Origin of the sequence: Jiangella mangrovi (genome assembly GCF_014204975.1) — a bacterium.
Lineage (GTDB): Bacteria > Actinomycetota > Actinomycetes > Jiangellales > Jiangellaceae > Jiangella > Jiangella mangrovi.
In genome coordinates this window covers 850,233-874,662 of record NZ_JACHMM010000001.1, presented here as the reverse complement: position 1 = coordinate 874,662, position 24,430 = coordinate 850,233, and the positions used below count along the sequence as shown (strand labels likewise).

The following is a 24,430-nucleotide window of genomic DNA, read 5'->3' as shown; positions in this document are numbered from 1 at the left end:
AGCGCAGGGAGCCCGCATCGTGCCTGTCAGCCCGCGTGACCTGATGAGGCGTGCCCGGCGGGCCGTCCGCGCGGCCCGCCTGCGGCGATGGCGGCGCGCGCTGCGCCGCCGCGCCCTGGACGTCACGGCCGACTCCGCACTGCGCACGGCGCTGGTCGTCGCGCCGCACCCGGACGACGAGACCCTCGGCTGCGGCGGCACGGTCGCGCTGAAGCGGCTGCACGGCACCCGGGTGCGCGTGCTCGTGGTCACCGACGGACGGCGCTCACACACGTCCGCGGTGATCTCGCCGGACGAGCTGGCGGCCATCCGGGCCGACGAGGCGCGCCGGGCCACCGCCGCGCTGGGGCTGCCGGCCGACGAGCTGGTGCTGCTGGGCGTGCGCGAGGACGAGCTGTCCGCGCACGCCGACGCCGTCGCCGATGCCGTGGCGGCCGAGCTGCGCACCGGCGCCTTCGCCGACGTCCTGGTCACCAGCGGCTGGGACTGGCACGAGGACCACCAGCTGGTGTCCGCCGCGGTCCGCGACGCGGCCGAGCGGGCCGGCGGCACCGTGCGGGTGCTGGAGTTCCCGGTCTGGTCGTGGGTCGACGGGCCGGCCGACCCGAGGGCGGCGCTCGACGGCGTGCGCGCCGGGCTGGTCGACGTCAGCGGCGTCCTCGAGCGCAAGCGCGCCGCCGTCGCCGAGTACCGCAGTCAGACCACGCGACTGTCCGGCGAGGACGACTGGGCGGTCATGGACGAGGCGCTGCTGGGCCGGTTCCTCGGCGATGCCGAGATCTTCGTCGAGCCCGCGGCCGACCGTGCGGGAGCGGGCCGATGACCGGCGGGCACCTCTTCGACGACGACTACACCGACGCCGTGCCGCTGGGCAGTGCCGTCGGCAGCAGTGCGCCCGCCGGCTGGGAGCGGGCCGGCACCGACGTCGAGGGCGTCGTGGGCGTCGACAACGGCGCCCTGCGGATCCGGCCGCTGGCCCGGCCCGGCTGGGGCCGCTCCGGCGTCGCGTACGGGCCGGTCGACCGGTGGCCGGGCCGCGTACTGGGCGTGCACCTGCTCAACGGCCACCACTCCTCGCAGACCTACTACGACGCCGAGACGCTGAAGAAGAAGCTGCGGCGCTGGGCCGGCAACGTCGTCAAGCGGCGCACGGTCAGGCCGCGGCCGAAGCACTACGAGAACCTCGCGGCCGGGTTCTTCGCCGGCCCGGCCGGGCGGCGCCCGCTGGCCGGCGGACACGGCCTGGTGGTGCACGCGGCCACCGGCGACAACGGCGAGCTGTGGCTCGCGCACGACTCGCGGCCGCTGGTTTCGCTGCGCGGGGTGCTGAACACCCCGCTGGCCTTCTACGTCGTGCTGCGCCGGCACGGTGCCGTGTACTACGCGGCGACCATGGCCGGCGACTCCCTGCTGCCGGCGCTGCCGTGGGTGCGGCCGCTGGCGATCGACCCACGCACGGCCCGCGGCCCGCTCTGGCCCGGCGTGCAGCAGCGCATCCTCGGCGAGGTCGGCTACCGCGTCGACACCCGCGTCTACCACCTCGGCGTGGCCGACGTGCCGGAGCTGGCCGAGTGGTACACGACGGCGCACGCCTGCGACCCGCTGACCGGTTCGGGGCCGCTGCTCGACGGCGCCCCGGCGGTCCGCGGCGGCGCCTGGCGGGTGCTGTCCGGCACGGCCACCCGGACGGCGGGCGGCCTGCTCGCCGGCGCCGGCGGCGTGCTGGCCGGGCTGGATCCGGACGAGCCGGCCGGACTCGTGCACGCGCTGGTCACGACCGGGCTGCGCCCGTCGCCGATGCGGCTGGGCTGGCGGGCCGGCAACGGCCGGCGCTGGGAGCTGCGGCTGGGCACCGGCGGCGCGCGGCTCGAGCACGTCGACGGCGACACCCGCACCACCGTCGCCCGCAGCCGCCGGCCCGCGCTGCGCCCGCTGCGCCGGCACAGCGTCCAGCTGTCCGACGACGGCGCGTCGTTCTCGTGGTACCTCGACGGGCGGCGGCTGTTCGGGCGCTCCTTCGACGACGCCCGCGACGGCGACCTCCAGGGTCTGGTCGTCGGGCTCGACGGCGCCGGCAGCCGGCTGCGTGAGCTCGAGGCGCATCCGCGCGCCGTCGCCGCGCCCGGCTGGGCCGAGCCGGCGTGGCCGGAGCTCGCCGAGCCCGGCGCCGAGGTCTTCACCGACACCTTCGACGACCTCCCCGACGGCGTCGTGCTGGCCGGCTGGCGCACCGCGGCCGGGGAGTGGGAGCGCACCGAGGGCAAGGGGCAGGTCCTCGCGGCGCCCGGCGGAGTGCGCGTCGACGCCGACGTCGACCGCCCGAACCCCGGCCGCACGCTGCACACCGTCGCCTGGCCCGAGCCCGGCTACGCCGACCTCACCGTCACCATGACCCCGCCCGGCACCGCGCGCGGCCAGGGCCACGAGGGCCGCTGCGGCCTGGTGGTCTGGCAGGACGACCAGAACTACGTCATCGTCAACCTCTGGCTGGCCAACCACTTCCAGGGCGGCTCACTCAGCAGCTTCTACCGCATCGGCGGCCACGAGGACATGTACGACGCGGTCTGGACGCTGACGGCGGACATGTTCCGCTGGGGCGACCCGTGCACCCTGAACCTGCGCTTCGACGGCGAGCGGTTCGTCGCGTCGATCGACGGCCGGCCCACGCTGTACCGGGCCCTCACCGACGTCTACCCCGACGCCGGCCGGCTGACGGTCAACCGCGTGGGCCTGGTGGCCAACGAGGAGTGGGGCGACGACACCGGCACCGTCTTCCACCGCTTCACCGGCCGCGGCCTGGCCTGACGGCCGCGCCCGACCGAACGACTCAGCGGCGGGCGAGGTCGCGCGCGGCCAGCTTCAGCTCGCCGCCGATGTGCCGCCAGTGTGGCAGCGCCCACCGCTGCAGCACCATGCGGGCCGCCCGGGCCTTCTCGCCGGGCTGCAGCGGCACCCGGCGCACCCCCGCCAGCAGCTCCTTCGTGAGCTTGACCTGTGGCAGCACCAGCTTGGCGCGGGCCTTCGGGTTGTACCAGGCCACCTGCTCCTTGAAGCTCGGGCCGGCGGCGATGCTGCGCTCGTCGTGGTAGCGGCGCAGGAACAGCCGCTCCGGCACCTGGTGGAACTGCCCGTACAGCGACAGCTCGGCCAGCAGGCTGATGTCGGCGCTCGGGTAGGCGCCGATGCCGGGGGTGCGGCGCAGCACGTCGGTGCGGACGACCCCGAACACCGGGTGCCACTCGACCCGGTGCCGCAGCAGCTGCCCGATGCGGTCGCTGGGCCGGCGCGCCCGCAGGTCGAGGTCGTCGTCGTCCAGCTCGCCCGCGACCGCGGAGCTCTCGTCGATCAGCGTCGTGCGCGGGTAGGCGAGGACGGCCGCCGGCCCGGCAGCGTCGAGCAGCTCGACGCAGCGGGCGACGAACGTCGGCTCGCAGAGATCATCGGCGGCGGCCCACTTGAACAGCGGCGCCGTGGCCAGCTCGAGGACGCGGTTGTAGTTCCAGGCCGCGCCGCGGTTCTCGGGGCTGCGGTGGTAGCGGATGCGCTCGTCGGCGGCGGCCGCGGCCCGGCACAGCTCCTCGGTGCTGTCGGTGGAGCCGTTGTCGGAGACCACGATCTCGAGGTCCGGCCCGGTGAGCGCGGTCAGCGAGTCGAGGGTCTCTTGCAGGTAGCGCCCGCCGTTGTAGACGGGCACGCCGATGGAGACCCGTGGCGTGGTTGTCATCGAAGCCGGTGCCTCAGAGCTCTCTCGGTCGGACCGCGAAGTCGTCGAACCGCGCGTCGTCGGTGGACGCGGTCAGACCGTAGTGGCCGCCGCGCAGGTTGGTCGTGGTGTCCTCGAGGGAGTACACCAGCACGTCGTCGACGTAGTACTCGATGGTGCCGTCGAGCTCCTGCCGCACCTCGAGCCGCTGGTCGTCGGCGGGCGCGACGGTGGCGTGCGCCGTCAGGCCCGCGGCGGTGGCGGCCGAGAAGTAGCCGGTGACCCGCTGGACGGTGTACCCCGCCCCGCCGAACCGGCCGAAGCGCAGGAACGTGCCGTTCTCGGAGAACCGGTGCACGACACCGAAGTCGCCCTCGGCCTCGGCCACCGTGACCGCGACGTCGGCCGACTCGCTGCTGGTGTCGAGCATGAGCACACCGTAGTCGTCGGCGGAGTTGTACAGCTCGCCGTCTGCGATGCTCCACTCGTGTCCCTGCCAGCGGTGCCACGGGTAGCGCACGCCGGACGACGGGACCCCGGGCTCCGAGGTGTCGGGGCGGTCGAAGTCGTCGTCGACGTCGAACGTGGAGGTGACCGAGGAGATGACGAGGTCGTCGGCGCGGACCCCGGTGCCGCCGAAGGCGACGCCGTAGGACGTCTCGTGCATGAGGTGCTGGTCGCCGGCGTCGATGACGTGGTCGCCGTTGACCGAGATGAAGATGCTGTCGTCGGGGCGCTGCACGATGCGGACGACGTCGCCCGGCGACGCCTGCACCTGGCGGCGCACCAGGCCGAACGCCAGGCCCTGCGGCTGGCCGTTGACGACCTTCTGCACCCGGTAGTGGCCGCTGGCGCCGGGGTCGGGGCCGAAGCGGTAGTAGTTGTTCTCGTCGACCACCCGGAAGACGGTCCAGAACTGGCCCGTGACCGCCGGCCAGGTGACCTCGAAGGTGCCGAACGCGTAGTCGGTGTCGACGACCGCCATGGTGAAGGCGCCGCCCGCGGCACGGGCCTGGCCGTCGTCGACGGCGGCCGCACCGGTGACGGTGCGCCAGGTCTCGCCGGTCTCGGTGCTGCCGAGGCCGCTCTGGTCCGGCCGCTCGAAGGCGTCGGTCACGCCGCCCGCGCCCGGCGTGACCGGGTTGCGGACCTTGATGGTGCGGCTGTGCGTGTTGTCGGCCGGGGTGCGGTCCTCGCCGGAGAGCGTGGCCGTCACCTCGATGTCGACGTCGTCGGGCTGAGCCGGCAGGTCCAGCGTGAGCTCGACGGCCGCGGTCGCACCCGGCGCGAGGTCGGGCAGGTCGCAGGTCAGCTCGTCGCCGTCGGCCTGGCAGGTCGCGGCGCCGTCGTCGACGGCGGTGATGGCTGCACCCGTCGTGCCGGTCAGCTCGACGCCGGTGGCCGTGGCGGTGCCGTTGTTGCGGACGGTGGCAGTGACCTCGGCGGTCGCGCCGACCAGCCCGCTGGACGGCGCCGTCACCCGCGCGGAGAGGTCCGGCGAGGTGGGGACCTCGCCCACGGCGAAGTCGTCGAAGCGCAGCGACGCGGGCTGGTAGCCGGCGACGCCGTGCGACGTGGCCTGGTGGTTGAAGGTGTCGTCGGTGCTGACGACCAGCTCGCCGTCGACCGAGCAGGCGATGCTACTGGCGGTGGTCGTGCAGGACACGACGTCGCCGGCCTGCGCGCTCACCGTCCGGCTCACGTCGAGAACCGGGTTGCCGAGCGTGTTGGACTGCACCTTCTGCAGCGTGTAGGCGCCGTTGTTCACGCGGCCGAAGCGCCAGTAGTTGGCGCCGTCGGAGAGCCGCAGGACCATCCAGAACTCGTGGTCGGGGTGGGCCACGGCGACCGACGTGGTCGACTCGGCCAGCCCGCTGTCGACGGTGGCCAGCGTGTAGCCGCCGCCCAGGCTGAGCCGGCCGTTGCTGGTGCCGGCCGAACCGGCCAGCAGCTGCCACGGGTGCTCGGTGACGGTGGTGCCGGGGGTCGAGCCGGTGCGCTCGAAGTCGTCGAAGACCACCAGGTCGCCGAGGTCGGCGCGCGCCGTGGCCTGGTCCGACGCGGTGGCCGGCTGCGCGAGTCCGGTGGCGGTGACCGTGACGTCGGCGCGGACGGAGCCCGCGGCGTTGGCGGTGAACGTGGCCGCGGCCCCGGCGTCGGCGCCGGCCGCGATGGTACCCAGCGCGCAGCTCAGCGTCGTGGCCGACGTGACGGTGCAGCCCGGCGTCGTGCTCGCGAGACCGCTGACGGGCGCCGTGCCGCTCAGTTCGAGCTCGGCGGTGACGCCGGTGGCCGTGGCGGCGGAGCCGTTGTCGACGGCGACCGCGACCGTGGCCGGCGCGCCGATGACCGGCGTGCCCTGGACGTCGACGGCGGCGGTGAGGGCGGCGGCCGCGGGTGCGGCGGTGACGAGGTAGTCGTCGAAGGCGGCCGCGGTGCCGTTCCAGGCGGCCAGTCCGGTGCGCGTGGCGGTGGCCTCACGGGTGTCGGCGGAGCGCACCACCTCGACGCCGTTGACCGAGCAGGTGACGGCGGAGGCGGTGCTCGCGCAGCTGAGGACGTCGCCCGCCGCGGGGCTCACCGTCGCGCTGGTGACCAGCGCCGGAGAGGCGAGCTGGTTGTTCGCGACCAGCTGCAGCGTGTAGGTGCCGCCGAAGGAGCGGCCGAAGCGCCAGTAGTTGGCGGCGTCGCGGAAGCGGAGGACGAGCCAGAACTCGTCGGAGGGAGTGGCCAGCACCGTGCGGGCGACCACGTCGGGACGGCCGGCGTCGGCCGAGACGAGCGCGTAGCCCAGCGACGGTGAGGCACGGCCGCTGGCCGCGCCCCAGGCGCCGGCGTGGGTGACCCACGGCTGCCCGGTGCGGGTGGCGGCGAGTCCGCCGGTGCCGCCGAAGTCGTCGTAGACCAGGGCACCGTCGGGCACGGGCTCCTGCTGGGGCTCCTCGGCGGGCTCCTCGGGCTCGAGCGCGACCACCGCGAGGTCGTCGAAGCGGCCGTTGGCGCTGTTCCAGCCGGCGATGCCGACGCCGCGCGCGGCGGCGTTGTAGGTGTGCGTGGTCGACGCGACCGCCGAGCCGTTGACGCTGCAGCGCAGCCCGTCGGCGCTCGACGAGCAGCTCAGCCGGTCGCCGGGCGCGGGCGCGACGGTGGCGTGGTGCTGGACGGCGCCGTCGGCCAGCTGGTCGCCGCGGATCAGCTGCAGCGTGTAGCTGCCGGTGCCGACGACGCGGCCGAAGCGCCAGTAGTCGCCGCCGCCGGACAGCCGCACGACCAGCCACTGCTCCTGCGCCGGCACGGAGACCGTGACGGCCGCCTCGACGTCGGCGGTGTCAGCGGTGACCGCGGCCAGGGCGTAGCCCATGCCGAGTGCCGCCGACTGGCCGGCGACCGTCGAGCTGCCGCGGTGATCGGTCCACGCGTGGCCGCTGTCGGACGTGCCGAGCGGACCGTCGGCGCGGTTGAAGCCGTCGCTGACCCCGGCCGGATCGGCCGTGACCGTCTGAACCGGCAGCGTCGCGACGATCAGCGCGCCTGCCATGACCGGCGCAATGCGCCGCAAGAAGTTGTGCCCCACCCTGACCCCACGCCCCCCGCGTTCGAGTCGACCCCCCAGTCGGACCCCTCAATGGTGGGACCACTGTACTGGTGAAGTGGGATTAGTGCGAGATTTCGGACTCGTCCCCGCGCTGGGGCTCGTTCGAGGCACGTCGCGATGCGCGGGAGCCTGCGCCCAGGCCGAGCCCGTTGCCGTCGATGGCACGGAACAGGTTGTCCGAGGAGTGGTGCGGCTCGACGACCGGCGGCGCGGGCGAGACCGGGCGGGTGGTCTCGGCCGGTTCCTCGGTGGTCTTGGCGGCCTTGCCGTTCTTGGCCCGCCGCTTCGACTTGCCCCGGGCACGGGCCCGCACGATGGCCTCGACGAGGAAGGCCATGCCCACCGAGAACAGCACACCGACGCCGGTGACGCCGACCAGCATGCGGATGCGGCTGGCGTTCTCTTGCAGGACGTCGGTGGCCGGCTGCACGATCTCGCTGGTGATGAGCGTGTTCTCGGGCGCCCCGGCGTCGAGCTGGCGCTGCTGGAGCGTGGTGTTGAAGAAGTCGACGACGTTCTGCGCGCCGGCCACGACGGCGTCGGGCGTGGGGCCGTTGACGGTCAGCATGACCAGCGGGGCGCTGGTGGTGGTGTCGAGGCCGATCTCGAACGTGGTGCCGGTGTCGCGGGTCAGCTCGTGGTACGTGCTCGGCGTGAGCGCGATGTCGGTGACGACACGGGCCGGCACGGCCATGTTGCCGTAGTCGAGGTACGGGTTGCGCTGCCCCGTCTCCTCGTCCTGGCTGACGCTCGGCCCGCGCAGCAGCAGGCTGCCGGTGACGGTGTACTCGGGCTCAGTGGTCGAGTAGAGGTTGAACGCCCCGAACGCCGTCAGAACGAGAAGAGGCACCACGACGACCCACCGGCGTGCGAGTACCCGCAACGCCTCCCACAGGTCCATCCTCAACCCTTCTCGGCCCCACACGGATGACGAGCGAACTCTAGTCCAGCGTAACGAGTCTAGGCCGTGGCGGGTTCCGGGCCGGCCGAGTCGTCATCGCGGCTTGCTCGGTGGCCGCCGCCGGCCGGCGGAGTGACGCGCCGTCTGCGGCGCTCGGGCGACCAGCCGCTCGTAGAACGGCGCGACCGCGGTGAAGCCGTGCTCGGCGACCGCGATGCGCCAGACCGCGGCGGACAGGCCGATGAACAGGAACAACGCGTTCGCGGCTGCGGCGAACCCCAGGCCGTCGAAGGTGCCGAAGCTGACCGCGAAGACGGCGACGGCCGCCGACACCCCGATGCTCAGCTGCCCCTCGGGCGTCGTGGCGCCGCATCGCAGTGCGGCGCCGCGGCCGAGGAACAGCGCGGTGACCAGCAGCGCGACCAGCGCGACCAGGCCGATGAACCCGACCTCGATGAGCATGCCCAGGTACTGGTTGTCCAGCAGCCGGTAGAGCTCGGGCGTGAACGTGGCGAAACCGCGGCCGAACCACGGCGAGCTGGTGATGAACTTGTCCGCCGCCGCGTAGTCCTCGGTGCGCCCGGAGATGCTGGGGTCGTTGCCGATGTTCTCGAACAGCGCGAGGATCGTGCCGAGCGCGCCGGGCAGCACCAGCCGCAGGCCCACCAGGATGAACGGCGTGGCGGCGAGCGCGATCATCCGGCGCCGCCAGCTCCACGACAGCCCGACGATCAGCGCGCCGACGGCGATGGCGACCATGGTCGACCGCGAGATGGCGGTCGGCAGCGCGAACACGATCAGGCCGAGCAGCACCCAGTCCAGCTTTGGGCCCCGGCTCATCGCGCTGACGAGCGCCAGCGGGAAGACCGCGGCCAGGCACACGCCGTACTCGATGGGGTGGATCATCGGCCCGGCCACCCGCCGCAGCCCGGACCGGTCGCCGATGTAGCCGAGGTCGCTGCGGGTGGACAGGCCGGGGAACTGCAGGAACTGGGAGAGGTCGAAGCCGGCGAAGTACTGCAGCAGGCCGATGGTGGCGACGCAGGCGCCGGCCAGGACGACGGCCCGCACCACGAACGACACGTCGCGCCAGGTGCGCAACCGGTCGGCGCAGTACAGGGCGATGCCGCACCAGCCGACGAGGAGCATGAGGCCGCGGTCGGCGCTGCGGATCTCGAGCGGCAGCCGCTCGGCCTGGGTGTGCATGATCGCGTAGCTGAGCAGGATGGCGGCGCCGAAGGCCAGCAGCGCCCAGTGCACGGGGGTGGACCGGCCGGGCAGTGCCGGTTCGCCGATGGCCCGCCAGGCGCACCACAGCACGAACAGCCCCATGCCGGCGATGGTCGCGGGCGTGGCGCTGGAGCCCAGCGGCTTGAAGACCAGCATCGACGGCATGACGAGGATCAGGAACACGAGCAGGCCGACGAGGTAGGGAGGGCGCCGTTCGACGGCGGCCTGCTCGGCCTCGTGTGCGACGACGTTGGTCGTCACGTCCCCGCCCCCCTCGCGAGCGTCCACCTGTGCGGTGGCCATCCGTACCTTGACTATCATGCAGCGCGTGCCCCTGCCGCCGCACACCGAGCCGCCGGTCGTCGTGTACGCGGGCGGCACCGCCTGGGACGCACTGCGCGGCACCGACCAGCAGCTGGCGGGCGCACTGAGCGAGTGGTGCCACGTCGTGTACGTCGACCCGCCGGTGTCGCTGACCACCCTCGTGCGGGCCAGGACGCGGCCGGGGGCGACGGTGACGCGCGTAGGCCCGTCCCTCACCCGGGTGTCTCCGGTCGGCCCGCCGCTGCAGACCAGGCCCGGTGTCCGAGCGCTCACCCACGTCCTGCACCGGCGCGCGATCGCGCGTGCGGTCCGGCCGCTCGGCGGGCGGGCCGACGCCGTCGTCGTGGCGTCGCTGGAGCCGCTGCTGGACGCCGTCCCGTCGGGCACCGCCGTCCTGTTCGGCACCGACGACTTCGTGGCCGGCGCCCGCCTGATGAACCGCGATGCCACGTGGCTGGCCGAGCGCGAGCGGCGGCAGTTGGCGCGCGCCGACGTCGTCGTCGTGGTCTCGTCCGTGCTCGCGGAGCGCTGGCGGTCACTGGGCGCCGAGCCGCACGTGGTCGAGAACGGCTGCGACACCCGCGCCTTCGCCGGCTGCGAGGACGCGGAGCCGGCGCCGGGGCTGCCGGACGGGGGCCACGCCCTGTACGTCGGCAACATCACCTCGCGCCTCGACATCGAGATGTTCGAGCGGGTCGCCGCGTCGGGCGTGCCGCTCGTGCTCGTGGGTCCGGTCGACCCGGAGTGGCAGGCCGAGCGGTTCCGCGCACTGACGGCGCTGCCGAACGTCGTCTGGACCGGGCCGGTGCCGTACGAGGAGCTGCCGCGCTACTACAGCCGCGCCCGCGTGGGCCTGCTGCCGTACGTCCGGTCCGACTTCAACTCCGCCAGCTCGCCGCTCAAGGCCTACGAGTACCTCGCGGCCGGGCTGCCGGTGGTGGCCAGCCAGCTGCCGGTCGGCGCGTCGGTGCTCGCCGAGCACGTGGTCGCGGCGCCGGACGCGGCCGGGTTCGCTGCCGCGACGGCTGCCGCGGCGGAGGCGACGCCCTCGCCCTCGGAGCGGGCCGCCCGGCGCGCGGTCGCCGCCACGTGCGACTGGTCGGTGCGTGCGGCGCAGTTCGCCGCTGCCGCCGGGCTGCCCGCGGCCGGATAGACTTCGCCGGTGGACGTGCTGTCCGCTCTTCTCATCCTCGTGCGTCGCTGGTACATCACCCTTCCCGCGCTCGCGCTGGTCGGTGTGCTCGCCGTCTCGGCCTACTCCGAGTCCGACCAGCGGATGAGCGCGTACGGCTCGGTGCTGGTGATCAAGCCGAACATCGAGGTCACCGACGAGATCCTCGCCCAGAACAGCTATCTGCAGCTGGGCAGCGAGCGGGCACCGGCGAAGCTCGTCATGGACGCGCTCGGGACCGACGGCCGGCGCGCGACACTCGCCGAGGACGGCGCCACGTACTCCGTCGGCTTCGACCCCTCGCCGTTGCAGCTGCCGGTCATCGACGTCTACGCGCGGGCCGGCTCCGCCGAGGCCGCGGTGGCCACGGCGCAGAACGTCATCGACGCGTTCCGCACCGACCTCGAGGCCATGCAGTCCGCCGTCGGCGCGCCGGAGCAGACCTGGCTGCGGACGCAGGTCATCAGCGAGCCCACCCTCGCCGCCGAGTCCGACTACGTCGGCCGGACCCTGACCGTCGGGCTGATCGTCGCCGTCGGGCTGACCGGCACCGTCGCCCTGGCCTTCTTCACCGAGGGCGCGACCGTGCAGCTGGCCGCGGCCCGGGGCCGGGAGGCGACGGCGCGCGTGCGGCGTGGCGGCCGCCGCGCCCGCAGCTGACGGTCCGCCGGCGACGCCTCAGCAGTCGCGCTGGACGATCAGCGCCTTGGGCAGGGCGCCGTTCTCATAGATGACGCGGTAGACCCGGTCGAGGAACGACTCCGGCGCCGTCACGTACTGGACCTCACCGTCGTAGCAGCGGCTGAGCCGGAGCCGCGCCCGGACGCTCTGACTGGCCGTAGAGACGGCGATCAGATGGTCCCAGCCGCGCTCCCGAGCGAGGTCGGCGAAGGCCCGCGCCTCGCCCCGAGTGGTGGGCGGATCGGGGGTGACACAGATCTGTTCGATATCCGGTCGCTCGGGGGTGCATTTGGAGGTGTCATCGATCGAGACGACCACATACGACGCATATCCCATATCGGCCAACTCCCATGCACGATCAATTCGATCGCCGGGTCCGTCGAACATCACGATGGCGTCCGCGGGAGTCGGTTCATCGGTCGGCGGGATGACGAAGAGTACCGCTTCGAGAGTTGCCAACAGGATGGCGGCAATGGCGAACCATGGCCATCGGCGCAAGGTACGAGGCTTCGATCGATCCTGGTCAGCGTCGCGCTCTGGCGAATCCACCGGCTTCCCCCCTCGGCACAAGTTGCCAGACTGTGCCCATATCGCGGTGTTTTTTGCCTTATCGGTGTCGTGTCTACTTCCGTGGGTAGGATAAGCCCTGGTCGCAGCCCGGGCTTGGCCGGCCCGGCCGCCTGAGAAGACCTCAGAGGTGCTGACTTGCGGGCGATTGCGAACCATCCCTGGTGTCCAGCGGAAGGCTGATACATGAGTGCGAACGGCCGATACAAGGCGCGGAATGGTGCCTCCGAGAAGCGGTACTCCGCGCGATCGGTTCGAACCGTCCTCCTGTCCACCGTACTTCTGGCGTCGGCCACCATCATCGGCTCGGCCGCGCCCTCTCCCGACGACACCTTCTCCGCCGAGCCGGTGGCGCGCATCCGCGCCACCGCGGCGACACCGTGGGTCGACTCCTCGGGCGCGACGTGGTCCCCGGACGCCGGGTACGTCGGTGGCAGCACCCACCTGGGCGGGGTCGTCCCGGTCCGCGACACCGCGGACCGCCTCCTCTACTCCTCGCACCGCTGGGGCATGTCCGACTACGAGGTGAAGGTGCCCTGCCCCGCGCGCTACCGCGTCGAGCTGCACTTCGCCGAGGTCATCTTCGACGAGCCGGGGCAGCGGGTGTTCGGCGTCTCCCTCGAGGGGAAGCCGCTGGCCCGCGAGCTCGACGTCGTCGACGCCGTCGGCCCCATGCGCCCGCTCGAGCTCGACCGCGTGCTCGAGGTCAGCGACGGCCTGCTCGACATCGGCTTCACGAAGATCGTCGAAGACCCCATGATCTCCGCCATCAGCGTCGACCGCGTGTCCAGCTGCACCGGCGACGCCAGTCCCGGCACGCCCACGCCCAACGGCGACGTCGTCTACCGCATCTCCGCGGCCGGCAGCGGCTACACCGCGCCCGACGGCAGCAAGTGGTCGTCCGACCGGTACTTCGACGGCGGCCACACCAGCGGGCAGGTCTCCGAGCACGTCGCCGGCACCGACGCCGACCGCCTCTACGGCCGGCACCGCTGGGGCATGTCGGGCTACGCGCTTCCGGTGCCCGAGAACGGCACCTACAACCTGGTGCTGCACTTCGCCGAGACCATCTTCACGGCGCCGGGCAAGCGCGTGTTCGACGTCAGCGCCGAGGGCGACACCCTGCTGTCCGACCTCGACGTGCAGGCCGAGGCCGGCACCGGCCGGGCCTACACCCGCTCGTTCACGGTCGACGTCGAGGACGGCACACTCGACGTCGGCTTCGACGCCGTCGTCGAGGACCCGATGATCTCGGCCATCGAGGTCATCCGCGTCACGGGATCCGACCCGGACCCGGAGGAGCCGACACCGACTCCGACGCCCACCCCGACCCCCACGCCGACTCCTACTCCGACGCCCACCGAGACGCCGGACCCGGAGCCGACCGAGACGCCGGACCCGGAGCCCACCGAGACCGAGGAGCCGCCGGCGCCGCCGGAGGACGACGGGCCGTCCAACGGCGACTACCCCAACGCCTCCAACACCGGCATCAAGCCCGGCAGCACGCTGAAGCCCTCGGGATCCGTCACGGTCAACGAGGACGGCGCCGTACTGAAGGATCTCGACATCACCGGGTCCATCGTCGTCAACGCCGACAACGTGACCATCAGCAACGTGCGCGTCCGTCAGCCGCGGGGCATGGCGATCTTCTTCAACCCCGAGAACCACGGGCTGGTCATCGAGGACGTCGAGCTCGACGGGCGCGGCAACCCCGACGGCATCGAGGCCATCGGCTATGCCCGGTACACGCTGCGACGGGCCAACATCTACGGCTTCGGCGACGGGCCGCGGGCCAACGGCGACGTTCTCATCGAGGACAGCTGGATCCACGACCACGGTGAGTACGCCGACCAGGGTGCGCACCAGGACGCCATCCAGTCGACCGGCGGCAGCAACATCACCATCCGGCACAACGTGCTCGAGATGGACGCCGAGGTCGGCAACGCCGCCATCATGATCGGCACGTCGCACGGCTCCAACCTGCTGATCGAGGACAACATCGTCTCCGGCGGCGGGTACGCGGTCTACGGCGGCGCCTACGAGGGCGGCGGCTCCGAGAACTGGACCAACGTCCGCATCGTCAACAACCGCTTCAGCACGGCCATCTTCGACAAGTCCGGCTTCTACGGCCCGCTCACGAACATCGTCGGTGTGACGCTGTCCGGGAACGTCTGGCACGAGACCGGCGAACCGCTGTAGTTCGGGATGCTCCATGACGACCCGGACGGTACTGTTGCCGTCCGGGTCGTCTTTGGGGGGTGTGGCCGGTGGGGAGTAGTGCGCGCGGCGCGGCCGCCGCCGTGCTCGCCGTCTCCCGGAGCGAGACGCCGCGGGTCGGCGCGTCGCCCGAGGCCGAGGCCGGGTTCGTCGCCGCGGTCCGCCGGCACCGCGTGGCGCCGCTCGCGCACGTGGTCCTGCGCCGGGCCGGCCTGCCGTTGGCCGAGGCGCTGCGCCCCGACCGCAACGCGGCCATGGCCCACCACCTGCGGGCGGTGGCGACGCTCGGCGCCCTCGGCGAGCTGTTCGACGATCTCTCGTGGGTCGCGTTCAAGGGGCCGGTGCTGTCCGAGACGGCGCACCCGGTGCCGGGCATCCGCACCTACCAGGACCTCGACATCCTGCTCGACCCAGCCGACCTGCGCCGCGGGGTCGACCGGCTGCTCGATGCCGGCTGGCAGGTGGTCGACCCGCCCGAGGCGCTGCGCTACCGCGCCACGCCCGGCGAGATGCACGTGCGCACGCCCGCCGGCCTGATCATCGACCTGCACTGGGCCATGCTCAACATGAAGACCGAGCGGGTCGAGTTCTCCATCGGCACCCGCGAGCTGCTGTCCCGGCGCGTCCAGGTGCCGGTCGGGCTCGGGGTGGCCTGGACCCTCGACCCCGTCGACTCCCTGGTGCACGCCTGCCTGCACGCCACCCTGACCGGCGCCGACCGGATGCTGCTGCTCGTCGACGTCGATGCGCTCGCCCGGCGGGTGCAGCGCTGGGACGACGTCGTCGAGCGGGCCCGCGACTGGGGTGCCGGGCCGGCGCTGGCCGTCGTGCTCGGCCGGGCGCGGCGGCTGCTGGGCACGCCGGTCCCGCGCGAGGCCGAGGCCGAGCTGCTCTCGTCGGCGCCCTACCGGCTGGTGCTGCGCGCCACCGACCGGCTCTCGCCCGTCCCGGCGTTGTCCCGCGAGGCCACGCTGGCACGCATCGTGGCCCGCTCGGCCCGCCGCACGGGCGGCGCGTCACTGCGCGAGCTGGTCAGCCGGTTCGGCCACGGCGTGGTCGACCGCGTCGGGCCCGAGCAGCGGCCGCCCGGGCCCACCGACACCGCCACGCGCGCCGACCTCGACGTCTACCTCGCCGGCGTCGAGACCGAGGCCGGCCGCGTCACACCGTGACGACGGCGGCCGGCACACCCAGCTCGGCCAGCGAGCGCGCGATCTCGTCGCGGTAGACCGGGTTGGTCACCGCGACCGTCGACACGTCGAGGTCGCGCAGCGACTCCGGAGCGACGACGCGGTGCCCGCCGCCGGGCAGGTACCTCCCGTGCTTGCGGGGGTTGATGTCGACGGCGGCCAGGGCGCCCTCGGGGTCGACGGCGTTGAGGAAGTTGACCCCCTTGGACCCGGCGCCCCACACGACGACGGTCTGCCCGCGCTCGCCCGCGGCGGCCACGTCGGCGCGCCAGCGCTCGACCGCCTCGTGGTGGCGGCGGCCGAACTCGCCGACGACGGCCAGGTGGCCGCTCGGGTTGCCGAAGCCGGCCGCACCGCTGCCGCCGTCGCCGACGCGCACCTCTGCGGACAGGAACTGGCCGTGGAAGGAACGCTCCAGCGAGACGATCTCGAAGCCGGAGCGCAGCAGCAGCGCCGCCAGCGACTCGGCCGAGAAGTAGGAGACGTGCGGGTAGATGCAGTCCCAGAGCCCGTCGGGGCCGAAGTTGAACTCCGCCGACGGCACCTCGACGTAGTACAGCGCGCCCGCGGGCGCGTCCGGCACCAGCGAGGCCAGCAGCGCGGCCGGGTCGTCCAGGTGCTCCAGCACGTGCCGGCAGGCCAGCAGGCCGTACGGCTCGACCTGGTCGCCGGGGCGGAAGTAGTCCTGCACTAGGCGCACGCCTTCGATCCGGGTCTGCGGCTCCACCGTCGGGTCGTAACCGGTCCCGGTGTTGCCGCCGGCGGCCGCGAGCGCGGCGAGGAAGTCGCCCTTGCCCGAGCCGATCTCGACCACGTGGGTGCCGCGGACGTCGTACTGGCGCACCAGCCGCTCGACCAGCTCGTCGGCATAGGCCTGGAACGTGCCGGAGAAGTGCAGCGAGTTGTCGTAGCTGACGTCGTACTCGACCAGCTCCGGGTCGAACGCCACGTTCTGGACGTGGCCGCAGTCGAGGCAGGCGGCGAGGTCGAGCCGTCCGTGCACGGCGCCGCGGGCGCGCTCGCGGTCGTCGAAGAGCGCGCCCGTGAGCACCGGGGAGGCGCCGAGGTCGGCGACGCCCTTCAGGCGCTCGCCACCGCAGGCCAGGCAGGACGTCAGCCCGCTCACACCGCCTCCAGCGTGGTGGCGACGTCCATGGTCGTGAGGTCGCGGCCGATCTCGTCCAGGTAGGCGGAGTTCATCGCGATCACGAGGTCCGGCCGCAGCTCGATGAGCTCCTTCGGCGCGATGATGCGGTGCCCGCTGCCGGCCATGTAGCGGCCGTGCTTGAACGGGTTGATGTCGACGGCGGCCTCGACCAGTCCGGCGTCGGCGCCGAGGGCGGCGAGGAACGCGACGCCCTTCGAACCCGAGCCCCAGATGACGCTGCGCCCGCCGCCGTCGGCGACGTGCCGCAGCCGCTCGCGCCAGCGGTTCATCATCGCGGCGTGCGCGGCGGCGAACCGGTCGGCGGCCAGCCCGACGGCGTCGAGGTCACCCTCGACGGCCTCGGGCGTGCCCGGCGCCGGCGCGGCCGACGGCCGCGCCTCGACGATGAGGTACTGGTCGTCGTAGGCGGTCCACTGGTTCAGCACCTCGAAGCCGGTGCGCCGGAACAGCCGGGCCAGCGAGCCGGTCGAGAAGTACGAGCAGTGCTCGTAGTAGACGTCCCAGAACGCGCCCTCCTCGAGCACCCGGCGAACGTCGGGCAGCTCGAACAGCACCGCCGTGTCGGTGCGGTCGCCGATGGCGGCGCGCACCGTGCGCATCCAGTCGGCCACCGGGGCGATGTGCTCCAGCGTGTGCCGGCAGATGACGGCGTCGGCGTGCAGCTCCGGATAGTCGCGGGGGAAGAACCCCTGGACCCAGGTGGTGCGGTCGACGACGTCGTCGGGGATCCGCTCCGGGTGCACGCCGGGGTCCACACCGATGCCGTGCGCCGCGCCCGCGCGCACCATCTCGGTGAGGAACTCGCCCTTGCCGCAGCCGATCTCGATGACCGTCTTGCCGGTGAGGTCGTAGCGGTCGACCCACTGCCCGGCGAGGTCGGCGATGAAGTCCTGGAAACGGGCCGAGAATCCCTGGGTCTCCTCGTAGTCCGACGAGTACGCGTTGTGCGCCGGGTCGAACAGCCGGTTGTAGACGAAGCCGCAGGCCGTGCAGAACATCAGGTCGAGGTCGCCGCGCGGGAAGTCCAGCGCCGTCCGCTCGTCGTCGACCAGCAGGCAGCTGTGCACGGGCACGTCGGCGCACTGGTAGAACGAGCGCGCGTCGCCGGAGCCGCAGGCGGGGCAGGCGGTGCTCATGGCAGGATCTCCGGGGCCGGGACGGGACGGATGAAGCGGCCGCCGCGCTGCCGGTACTCCTGCTGCTGCTCCAGGATCTCGGCGAGGAAGTTCCAGGCCAGCACCAGCACGTAGTCGGGCTGCTCGTCGAGCAGCGCCTCGACCGGGCGGATCGGCACGTGCACGCCGGGCATGTACTTGCCCTGCTTCCAGGTGTTCCGGTCGACGACGAAGTCGATCAGCTCGGTGCCGAGGCCGACGTAGTTGATCATCGTGCTGCCCTTGGCGGCGGCGCCGTACGCGGCGATCGTCGCGCCGCTGCCCTTGAGGTCCTCGAGCAGCGAGCGCAGCCCGGAGCGGATGCTCTCGACCCGGTTCGCGAAGTCGGCGTAGTAGCCGAACGTCGTCAGGCCGGCGGCCAGCTCGGCGTCGAGCATGCGGCGCGCGTCGGGCGAGACCTGCTCGCGCTTGCCGATGTGCCAGCGCAGCGTGCCGCCGTGCAGGTCGGGGAAGTACTCGACGTGGTTGAGGAACATGCCGTGCCGGCGGACCAGGGCGTCGACCGACGTGCACGAGTAGTAGCAGAGGTGCTCGTGGTAGACCGTGTCGAACTCACCGTGGTCGACGAGGTCCTTGACCCACGGGTTCTCGACGGTGATCAGGCCGTCGTCGGCGAGCAGCTCGGCCATGCCGCCGACGAAGTCGTTCAGCGCCGGCACGTGCGCCATGACGTTGTTGGCGATGATGACGTCCGCCGGACCGTGCTCGGCCCGGATGCGCCGCGCCGACTCGACGCCGAAGAACTCCTCGATGGTCGGCACGCCGGCCTCGCGGGCCGCGTTGGCCTGGTCCGGCGCGGGGTCGACGCCCAGCACCTTGACGCCGTGGGGCAGGAAGTTGCGCAGCAGGTAGCCGTCGTTGCTGGCCAGCTCGACGACGAAGTTCGACTCGTTGAGCCCCCGGTTCCTCACCAGGCCCTCGACGTGCTCGCGGGAATGGCGCAGCAGGTGGTCGGAGAACGAGGAGAAGTACAGGTAGTTGTCGACGAACAGCTGCTGCGGGGGGACCTCTTCGAGGATCTGCACCAGCGTGCAGCCGGGGCAGAACGCGACGTCGAGCGGGAAGGTCGGGTCGGTCCGGTCCAGCCGGTCGGCGGTGACCAGCGCGTCGGCCAGCGGCGTCTTGCCCAGCGACAGGAACGGCCGCAGGTCCGTGGAGCCGCAGGAGCGGCAGGGGATCGGGTCAGGCATGGGTGGCTCCGTTCAGGGTGGTGACCCGGAGCTGCTCGTCGACGAGACCACTCTCCTGCTGGGCCTTGATGTGCTTGATCCGCTGCAGCCGCGAGCCGGTGAGGTCGTCCTCGGTCAGGCCGGTCTCGAGGTAGGCGGCGTACAGCTCCTCGACGCCGCGGCGCACGGTCCACTGCGGCTGGAAGGACGGCAGCTCGCGGGCGATCAGCGAGCAGTCGACGCGGTAGTTGCGCTTGTCCGGGCCGGCGCCGGGCGCGAAGCTCACGACGGAGTCCGGCACGACCTCGGCGACGATCTCGGCGACCTCGCGGATGCGGTACGTCTCGTCGGTGCGCCCGACGTTGTAGGCCTTGAGGTGCACGAGGTCGCGCGGCGCCTCGACGACCGCCAGGAACGCGCGGGCGATGTCCTCGATGTGCACCAGCGGGCGCCACGGGGTGCCGTCGCTCTTGAGCAGCACCTGGCCGGTGGTGACGGCGTACCCGGTGAGGTTGTTGACCACCAGGTCGCCGCGCAGCCGCGGCGAGACGCCGTACGCCGTCGCGTTGCGCAGGAACGTCGGGCTGAAGTCGTCGTCGGCCAGCGCGGTGAGGTCGCGCTCGCTCAGCACCTTCGACTCGCCGTACGGCGTGACCGGGTAGAACTCCGCGGACTCGTCGAGGACGTCGTCGCCGTGAGCGCCGTAGATGCTGCACGAGGACGAGAACGCGAACCGCGGGACGCCGGCGGCCTTGGCGGTGCGGGCGACGTGCACGGTGGCGAGGTGGTTGATGTCGTAGGTGGTCGACGGGTTGAGGTCGCCCACCGGGTCGTTGGAGATGCCGGCCAGGTGGACCACCGCGTCGACGCCCTCGAAGTGGTCTTCGCGCAGGTCGCGGATGTCCAGACGCAGCTCGGCGTCGGGCTTGGCGCGGTCCGGTGCGAACGCGCAGGTGGAGAAGAGCCCGTTGTCGACTCCGACGACCTCGTGCCCGGCCTGCTGGAACAGCGGGACGAGGACGGTGCCGATGTAGCCGTCGTGGCCCGTGACGAGAATGCGCATCGAGGTGTTACTCCCAGATCTTCCAGGGCGCGTTCCCGCTGCGCCACAACTCTTCGAGGATGTGCTTCTCGCGCACGGTGTCCATGCACTGCCAGAACCCGTGGTGGTGGTAGGCCATGAGCTGACCGTCCTTGGCCAGCTGCTCCAGGGGCTCCTTCTCGAACTGGGTGTCGTCGCCCTCGATGTAGTCGAAGACCGCCGGCTCGAGCACGAAGAAGGCGCCGTTGATCCAGCCCTCGCCGATCTGCGGCTTCTCGGAGAACTCGACGATCTGGTCGCCGTCGGTGACGATGTGGCCGTACCGCGCCGGCGGGCGGACGGCGGTCAGCGTCGCGATGCGCCCGTGGCTGCGGTGGAAGGCCAGCAGCGCGTCGAGGTCGACGTCGCTGACGCCGTCGCCCCAGGTCAGCATGAACGTGTCGGTGCCCACCCAGGGGGCGAGCCGCTTGATGCGCCCGCCGGTATTGGTCGTCTGCCCGGTGTCGACGACGTCGACCGCCCAGTCCTCGCTGACGTCGGAGCGGTGCACCGTCACCTCGCCCCGGCGCGGCCGGACCGTGACGTCGGCGCTGAGCGTCGCGTAGTCCAGCATCCAGCGCTTGATGACCTCGCCCTTGTAGCCGCAGGCGATGACGAACTCGTCGTGGCCGTAGTGCAGGTAGTGGCGCATGATGTGCCAGAGGATCGGGCGCTCGCCGATCTCGACCATCGGCTTGGGCCGGACGACGGTCTCCTCGGCCAGCCTGCTGCCGAGTCCGCCGGCCAGAATGGCGGTCTTCACTGGTTCCCCCCGTTGGTGGTGCCGTTCGCGTTCAGCAGTCCGTGGTAGAGGTCGACGTAGGCGGTGGCCTGCAGCTGCCAGGCCAGCTCGGTCTCGATGCGCTGGCGCCCGGCGGCACCCATGTGCGCGCGGCGGCGCGGGTCGTCGAGCAGCGCGGCGATGGTCTTGGCCATGACGACCGGGTCGCCGTCGGGCACGTACTCGGCGGCCGGCCCGGCGCAGCGCATGGTCTCGCGCAGGTCGGTCGCCACCACGGGCACGGCGTGCGCCATGTACTCGAGCGTCTTGTTCATGGTCGAGCGGTGGTTGAACTCGCAGGGCGGGTCCGGCGTGACGCCGATGTCCGCCGTCGACAGCCAGCGGCCCAGCTCGACCTGGTCGACACGCCCGGTGAACGTCACCCACTCGTCCAGCCCCAGACGGGTGGACTGCGCGCGCAGGTCGTCGAGGCTGTCGCCGTAGCCCAGCAGCGCGAACCGGGTGTCGCGCCGGCCCAGCACGTGCACGTAGTGGGCGGCGGCGTCGAGCAGGCGGTCGACGCCGTCCTGCGGCCCCATGATGCCGATGTAGCAGACCAGGAAGTCGCGGCCGCCGCGCAGTTCCGGATGCGCCTCGCCGCGCTTCATCAGCTCCGGGTCGGGCGAGCTCATGACGACGGCGGTGCGCCCGATGGGCAGCTTGCCGCGGGTGAGGGCGATCTCCTGGTACGACGGGTTCGGGCTCACCACGCGGTCGGCGGTGGCGTACGTGGCCCGCTCGAGCAGCAACAGCGCTCGGTGGAGCAGGCCGCGCTTGCCGAAGCGCGCCTCGTAGACCTCGGGGCACAGGTCGTGCTGGTCGTACACGAACCGCTTGCCGCGCACCTTCCACAGCAGCCCGAGCAGCCAGTAGGTGTCCGGCGGGTTGCACGCCTGCAGGACGTCGAAGCCCTCGGCGCGGGCGGCGCGCAGCGACAGCCGGGCCGTGCGCAGCCAGCAGACGATGAACTCGACCAGGTAGCTGACCAGCCCCGACGTGGCCGGCGGCGGCTGGTACGACCGCACGACCACGCCGTCGAGCACGTGCTCGTCAGGCTCGTCGGCGGTGTCCTTCGGGCAGATGACGGTGACGCCGTAGCCGGCGTCGAGCAGTGCCCTGCACTCGTTGCGGACCCGCCGGTCGTAGCGCAGCGGAATGTTCTGAACGACGATCAGTACCCGCGTCGACGCCCCTGCGCGGCGTCGAGCGACCCCACCGAACACCCCCATGACCCCCCCAGGCCTTTGGTCTCAGTGCGCCGAGCTAGGCCGGGGTCCCCTGCCCGGGCTCGTCGGCGGACTGCTGGCCGTCCTTGGACGCGACGTAGACGGCTGAGGCGCCGGCCGCCGCGAGCAGGCCGCCGACCGCCACCGTGCGGGCGACGTCGCCCGGGCCGGTGTTCGGCAGCTCCGGGCCACCCACGGGAACGTCCTCGTCGTCGCCGGGCGGCGGCTTGGGAGCCGGCGTCTCGGCGGGCGGGCTCGGCTCCGGCGTGTGGTCGTCGGGCGGCGTGGTGGGAGGCTGCGTCGGAGGCTTCTCCGGCGGGGTCTCCGGCGGCTTCGGCGGCTCGGACGGCTCCGGCGGCGGACCGCTGGGCACGGCCGCGTTGGCCTGGGACAACGTGATGGCGGTGACGGTCGGAGCGGCCCAGACGACACCGCCGAGCGCGGCCCCCTTGGCCAGCATCTGACGGCGGTTCAGGCCGGTGGACTGGTTCTGCTGCATCAGCAACGCCTCTCGGTGCGCACGCCCCCCGTGCGACTGGCCAGGATGATACCGGCCAAATGACCGATCTGTCTTGTCGAAGGTACAGAGAGCGGTCACGAGGTCGTTACGATGGCGCCCGTGACTCGATCTGCGCCGGTCCCCGCGCCCGCGGTCCGCGAGATGGACATCGACGGCGAGGTCACCCTCTTCCACGAGCCCACGCAGACGGCCCTCGTCCTCAACGAGACCGCCGGCGACGTCTGGCGCCTGGTCGACGGCGAGCGCACCGCCGACGACATCGTCCGGCTCCTCGCCAGCTCCTACGGCGCCGGTCCCGACGACGTCCGCGGCGGCGTCGAGGCCGCCCTCGCGCAGCTCGCCGCCCACCACGTCGTCGACCTCCCGTCGCCGGGATGACCGAGCGGCTCGTGCTGGACGTCGTCGGCGTTCCCGTCGAGGTGTCCGCGCCCGACGGCGCCCCGGCCGAGGAGCTCTACGCCGCGGCCGCCCTGGTGGCCATCGAGCGGTCGCCGCGGCTGCTGCTGCACGCCGGCGCGGTCGCCCGCGACGGGCGGGCGGTCCTGTTCCCCGGCGAGTCCGGCACGGGGAAGAGCACCATGGTCGCCGCGTGCCTGCGCCGCGGGTTCGACTACCTGAGCGACGAGCTGGTCGCCGTCGAGACGGACACCGGGTGCGTCACCGGGTGGGCCAGGCCGCTCATGCTGACCGCCTGGGCACAGGGCGCGCTGGGCCTCGGCCCCGTCGGACCCGGCACCGCCCTGGCCACCGCCGCGCACGCCACGAAGGCGGCGGTGCCCTGCGACCGCCTCGGCGCCACCGCCGTCGCGGCCACGCTCCCGGTGGCCCACGTCGTCGAGCTGCGCCGCGGCGCCCCGCAGACCCGGCTGGTGCCGCGGCCGGCCGGAGAGGTGCTGGCCCAGGTGCTGAGGGCCGGGTTCAACCACTACCGCCTGGGGGCCGGCGCCTGGGCGGCCGCGGCGGCGCTCGCCAGGGGCGCGCGCGGCTGGCGGCTCGAGGTGTCCGGCCTCGACGAGGGCGCCGACGCGGTGCGCGACCTGCTCAGCCGACGTTCGGGATGAGTCGGCGGACCAGGTCGTCCATCTCGTCCACGACCTCCCGCCAGACCGAGGCCCGCTGGCCGTAGGGGTCGACGATGTCGTCCTCGGGGCTCTCGCCGGCGACGTCGTCGCGGGTGCGGCCCTCGCCGATCTGCTCGAGCCAGTCGGTGAAGCGCTGGTGCCGGCCGCGGGGCGCGGCCTTCTCGACGCGGCGCACGAAGTCCTTGAGCGTGAACGTCTTCACCCAGGCGTCCGGGTGCTCGCCGACGACGGCGCGGACGTGCTCGCGCTCCATGCCCAGCACGAGCGCCGCCGACGCGACCGACGCGGCGGTGACGGGCAGGCTGCGGTGCCCGCCGAGCTCGAGGCCGCGCTCGCGCATGACGGTGATGCCCACCGGCGGCACCGACCCGTGCGCGCCCACCAGCGCGCCGGACCGGCCGGCGAGCGGCGACCCGGCCCGCGGCGCGTAGGCGTCGAGCATGGCGGCGGCGATGGGTGAGCGGCAGCGGCCGGCCGTGCAGACGAAGAGAACGTCGATGCTGGCCCCCACCAGTGCCCGATCCGGTCAACGACGTCCTGAATCCTACGACCGCACGACGAGCCGGTATGCACCCTGGGTCCCGAAGGTGAAACCCCTCATGATCGTTCTCTCATGTGACTTTCACCATACATTGGCCGAATGTGCGCT

21 protein-coding genes are annotated in these 24,430 nt (G+C 72.8%); 8 read left to right on the top strand and 13 right to left on the bottom strand.

Annotated features, from left to right (window positions below):
* Positions 1–43 precede the first annotated feature (43 nt).
* Together HD601_RS03985 and HD601_RS03980 are read left to right on the top strand one after the other, a co-directional pair.
* Positions 44–823 carry a PIG-L deacetylase family protein gene (locus tag HD601_RS03985; protein WP_184819557.1) on the top strand — a complete coding sequence of 260 codons (780 nt, stop codon included), beginning with the start codon at positions 44–46 and terminating at the stop codon, positions 821–823.
* Entirely contained in the window at positions 820–2,805 is a 1,986-nt protein-coding gene (locus HD601_RS03980) for an oxidoreductase (protein WP_184819555.1), read from the top strand. Before HD601_RS03985 ends, HD601_RS03980 begins: the two co-directional genes overlap by 4 nt.
* 22 nt (positions 2,806–2,827) lie before the next feature.
* On the opposite strand, the gene HD601_RS03975 is transcribed toward HD601_RS03980, so the two are convergent.
* From HD601_RS03975 to HD601_RS35395, 4 genes are all read right to left on the bottom strand, one after another.
* The gene (locus tag HD601_RS03975; protein WP_184819553.1) at positions 2,828–3,724 is read right to left on the bottom strand and encodes a glycosyltransferase family 2 protein; all 897 of its coding nucleotides are present in this window, start codon (positions 3,722–3,724) and stop codon (positions 2,828–2,830) included.
* A gap of 13 nt (positions 3,725–3,737) precedes the next feature.
* Positions 3,738–7,241, bottom strand: coding sequence for a CARDB domain-containing protein (locus HD601_RS03970; protein ID WP_184819551.1), 3,504 nt, complete (start codon positions 7,239–7,241; stop codon positions 3,738–3,740).
* A gap of 118 nt (positions 7,242–7,359) precedes the next feature.
* The gene (locus HD601_RS03965) at positions 7,360–8,199 is read right to left on the bottom strand and encodes a hypothetical protein (RefSeq protein ID WP_184819549.1); all 840 of its coding nucleotides are present in this window, start codon (positions 8,197–8,199) and stop codon (positions 7,360–7,362) included.
* A gap of 93 nt (positions 8,200–8,292) precedes the next feature.
* Positions 8,293–9,690 carry an O-antigen ligase family protein gene (locus tag HD601_RS35395; protein ID WP_184819547.1) on the bottom strand — a complete coding sequence of 466 codons (1,398 nt, stop codon included), beginning with the start codon at positions 9,688–9,690 and terminating at the stop codon, positions 8,293–8,295.
* A gap of 58 nt (positions 9,691–9,748) precedes the next feature.
* Between HD601_RS35395 and HD601_RS03955 the strand changes: the two genes are divergently transcribed.
* Positions 9,749–10,906, top strand: coding sequence for a glycosyltransferase (locus HD601_RS03955; protein ID WP_184819545.1), 1,158 nt, complete (start codon positions 9,749–9,751; stop codon positions 10,904–10,906).
* Between the two features lie 9 nt (positions 10,907–10,915).
* Positions 10,916–11,584, top strand: a complete 669-nt coding sequence (locus tag HD601_RS03950) for a hypothetical protein (protein ID WP_184819543.1) — start codon at positions 10,916–10,918, stop codon at positions 11,582–11,584.
* Positions 11,585–11,602: 18 nt separating this feature from the next.
* Here HD601_RS03950 and HD601_RS03945 read toward each other — a convergent pair whose 3' ends face one another.
* Positions 11,603–12,154, bottom strand: a complete 552-nt coding sequence (locus HD601_RS03945; protein WP_184819541.1) for a YdcF family protein — start codon at positions 12,152–12,154, stop codon at positions 11,603–11,605.
* 204 nt (positions 12,155–12,358) lie between these two features.
* Here HD601_RS03945 and HD601_RS34570 point away from each other — a divergent pair, with 204 nt between their 5' ends.
* Positions 12,359–14,371, top strand: coding sequence for a malectin domain-containing carbohydrate-binding protein (locus HD601_RS34570; protein WP_184819539.1), 2,013 nt, complete (start codon positions 12,359–12,361; stop codon positions 14,369–14,371).
* A gap of 68 nt (positions 14,372–14,439) precedes the next feature.
* Positions 14,440–15,561, top strand: a complete 1,122-nt coding sequence (locus tag HD601_RS03935) for a nucleotidyltransferase family protein (RefSeq protein ID WP_184819537.1) — start codon at positions 14,440–14,442, stop codon at positions 15,559–15,561.
* Here HD601_RS03935 and HD601_RS03930 read toward each other — a convergent pair.
* From HD601_RS03930 to HD601_RS03900, 7 genes are read right to left on the bottom strand one after another with little or no spacing between them, the layout of a single operon-like run.
* On the bottom strand, positions 15,551–16,705 hold the full coding sequence (locus HD601_RS03930; RefSeq protein ID WP_184819534.1) for a methyltransferase domain-containing protein: 1,155 nt from the start codon (positions 16,703–16,705) through the stop codon (positions 15,551–15,553). The genes HD601_RS03935 and HD601_RS03930 overlap by 11 nt on opposite strands.
* The gene (locus tag HD601_RS03925) at positions 16,702–17,883 is read right to left on the bottom strand and encodes a class I SAM-dependent methyltransferase (protein ID WP_184819532.1); all 1,182 of its coding nucleotides are present in this window, start codon (positions 17,881–17,883) and stop codon (positions 16,702–16,704) included. The genes HD601_RS03930 and HD601_RS03925 overlap by 4 nt, the downstream gene beginning before the upstream one ends.
* Entirely contained in the window at positions 17,880–19,112 is a 1,233-nt protein-coding gene (locus HD601_RS03920) for a class I SAM-dependent methyltransferase (protein WP_184819530.1), read from the bottom strand. The genes HD601_RS03925 and HD601_RS03920 overlap by 4 nt, the downstream gene beginning before the upstream one ends.
* Positions 19,105–20,154, bottom strand: a complete 1,050-nt coding sequence (locus tag HD601_RS03915; protein ID WP_184819528.1) for an NAD-dependent epimerase/dehydratase family protein — start codon at positions 20,152–20,154, stop codon at positions 19,105–19,107. Before HD601_RS03915 ends, HD601_RS03920 begins: the two co-directional genes overlap by 8 nt.
* Before the next feature lie 7 nt (positions 20,155–20,161).
* A complete protein-coding gene (gene rfbF, locus HD601_RS03910; RefSeq protein WP_184819526.1) occupies positions 20,162–20,935 on the bottom strand; it encodes a glucose-1-phosphate cytidylyltransferase in 774 nt (257 codons plus the stop codon).
* Entirely contained in the window at positions 20,932–22,182 is a 1,251-nt protein-coding gene (locus HD601_RS03905; protein WP_184819524.1) for a glycosyltransferase family 4 protein, read from the bottom strand. The genes rfbF and HD601_RS03905 overlap by 4 nt, the downstream gene beginning before the upstream one ends.
* 34 nt (positions 22,183–22,216) lie before the next feature.
* Positions 22,217–22,678: a hypothetical protein gene (locus tag HD601_RS03900; RefSeq protein WP_184819522.1), complete on the bottom strand. Its 462-nt coding sequence runs from the start codon at positions 22,676–22,678 to the stop codon at positions 22,217–22,219.
* Between the two features lie 120 nt (positions 22,679–22,798).
* Here HD601_RS03900 and HD601_RS03895 point away from each other — a divergent pair, with 120 nt between their 5' ends.
* Positions 22,799–23,077 (top strand): PqqD family peptide modification chaperone, encoded by a 279-nt coding sequence (locus HD601_RS03895; protein WP_184819520.1) that lies wholly within the window; start codon positions 22,799–22,801, stop codon positions 23,075–23,077.
* A complete protein-coding gene (locus tag HD601_RS03890; protein ID WP_184819518.1) occupies positions 23,074–23,760 on the top strand; it encodes a hypothetical protein in 687 nt (228 codons plus the stop codon). Before HD601_RS03895 ends, HD601_RS03890 begins: the two co-directional genes overlap by 4 nt.
* On the opposite strand, the gene HD601_RS03885 is transcribed toward HD601_RS03890, so the two are convergent.
* Complete coding sequence (locus HD601_RS03885) at positions 23,741–24,292, bottom strand: arsenate reductase/protein-tyrosine-phosphatase family protein (RefSeq protein ID WP_184819516.1); 552 nt, start codon at positions 24,290–24,292, stop codon at positions 23,741–23,743. The genes HD601_RS03890 and HD601_RS03885 overlap by 20 nt on opposite strands.
* Positions 24,293–24,430 lie beyond the last annotated feature (138 nt).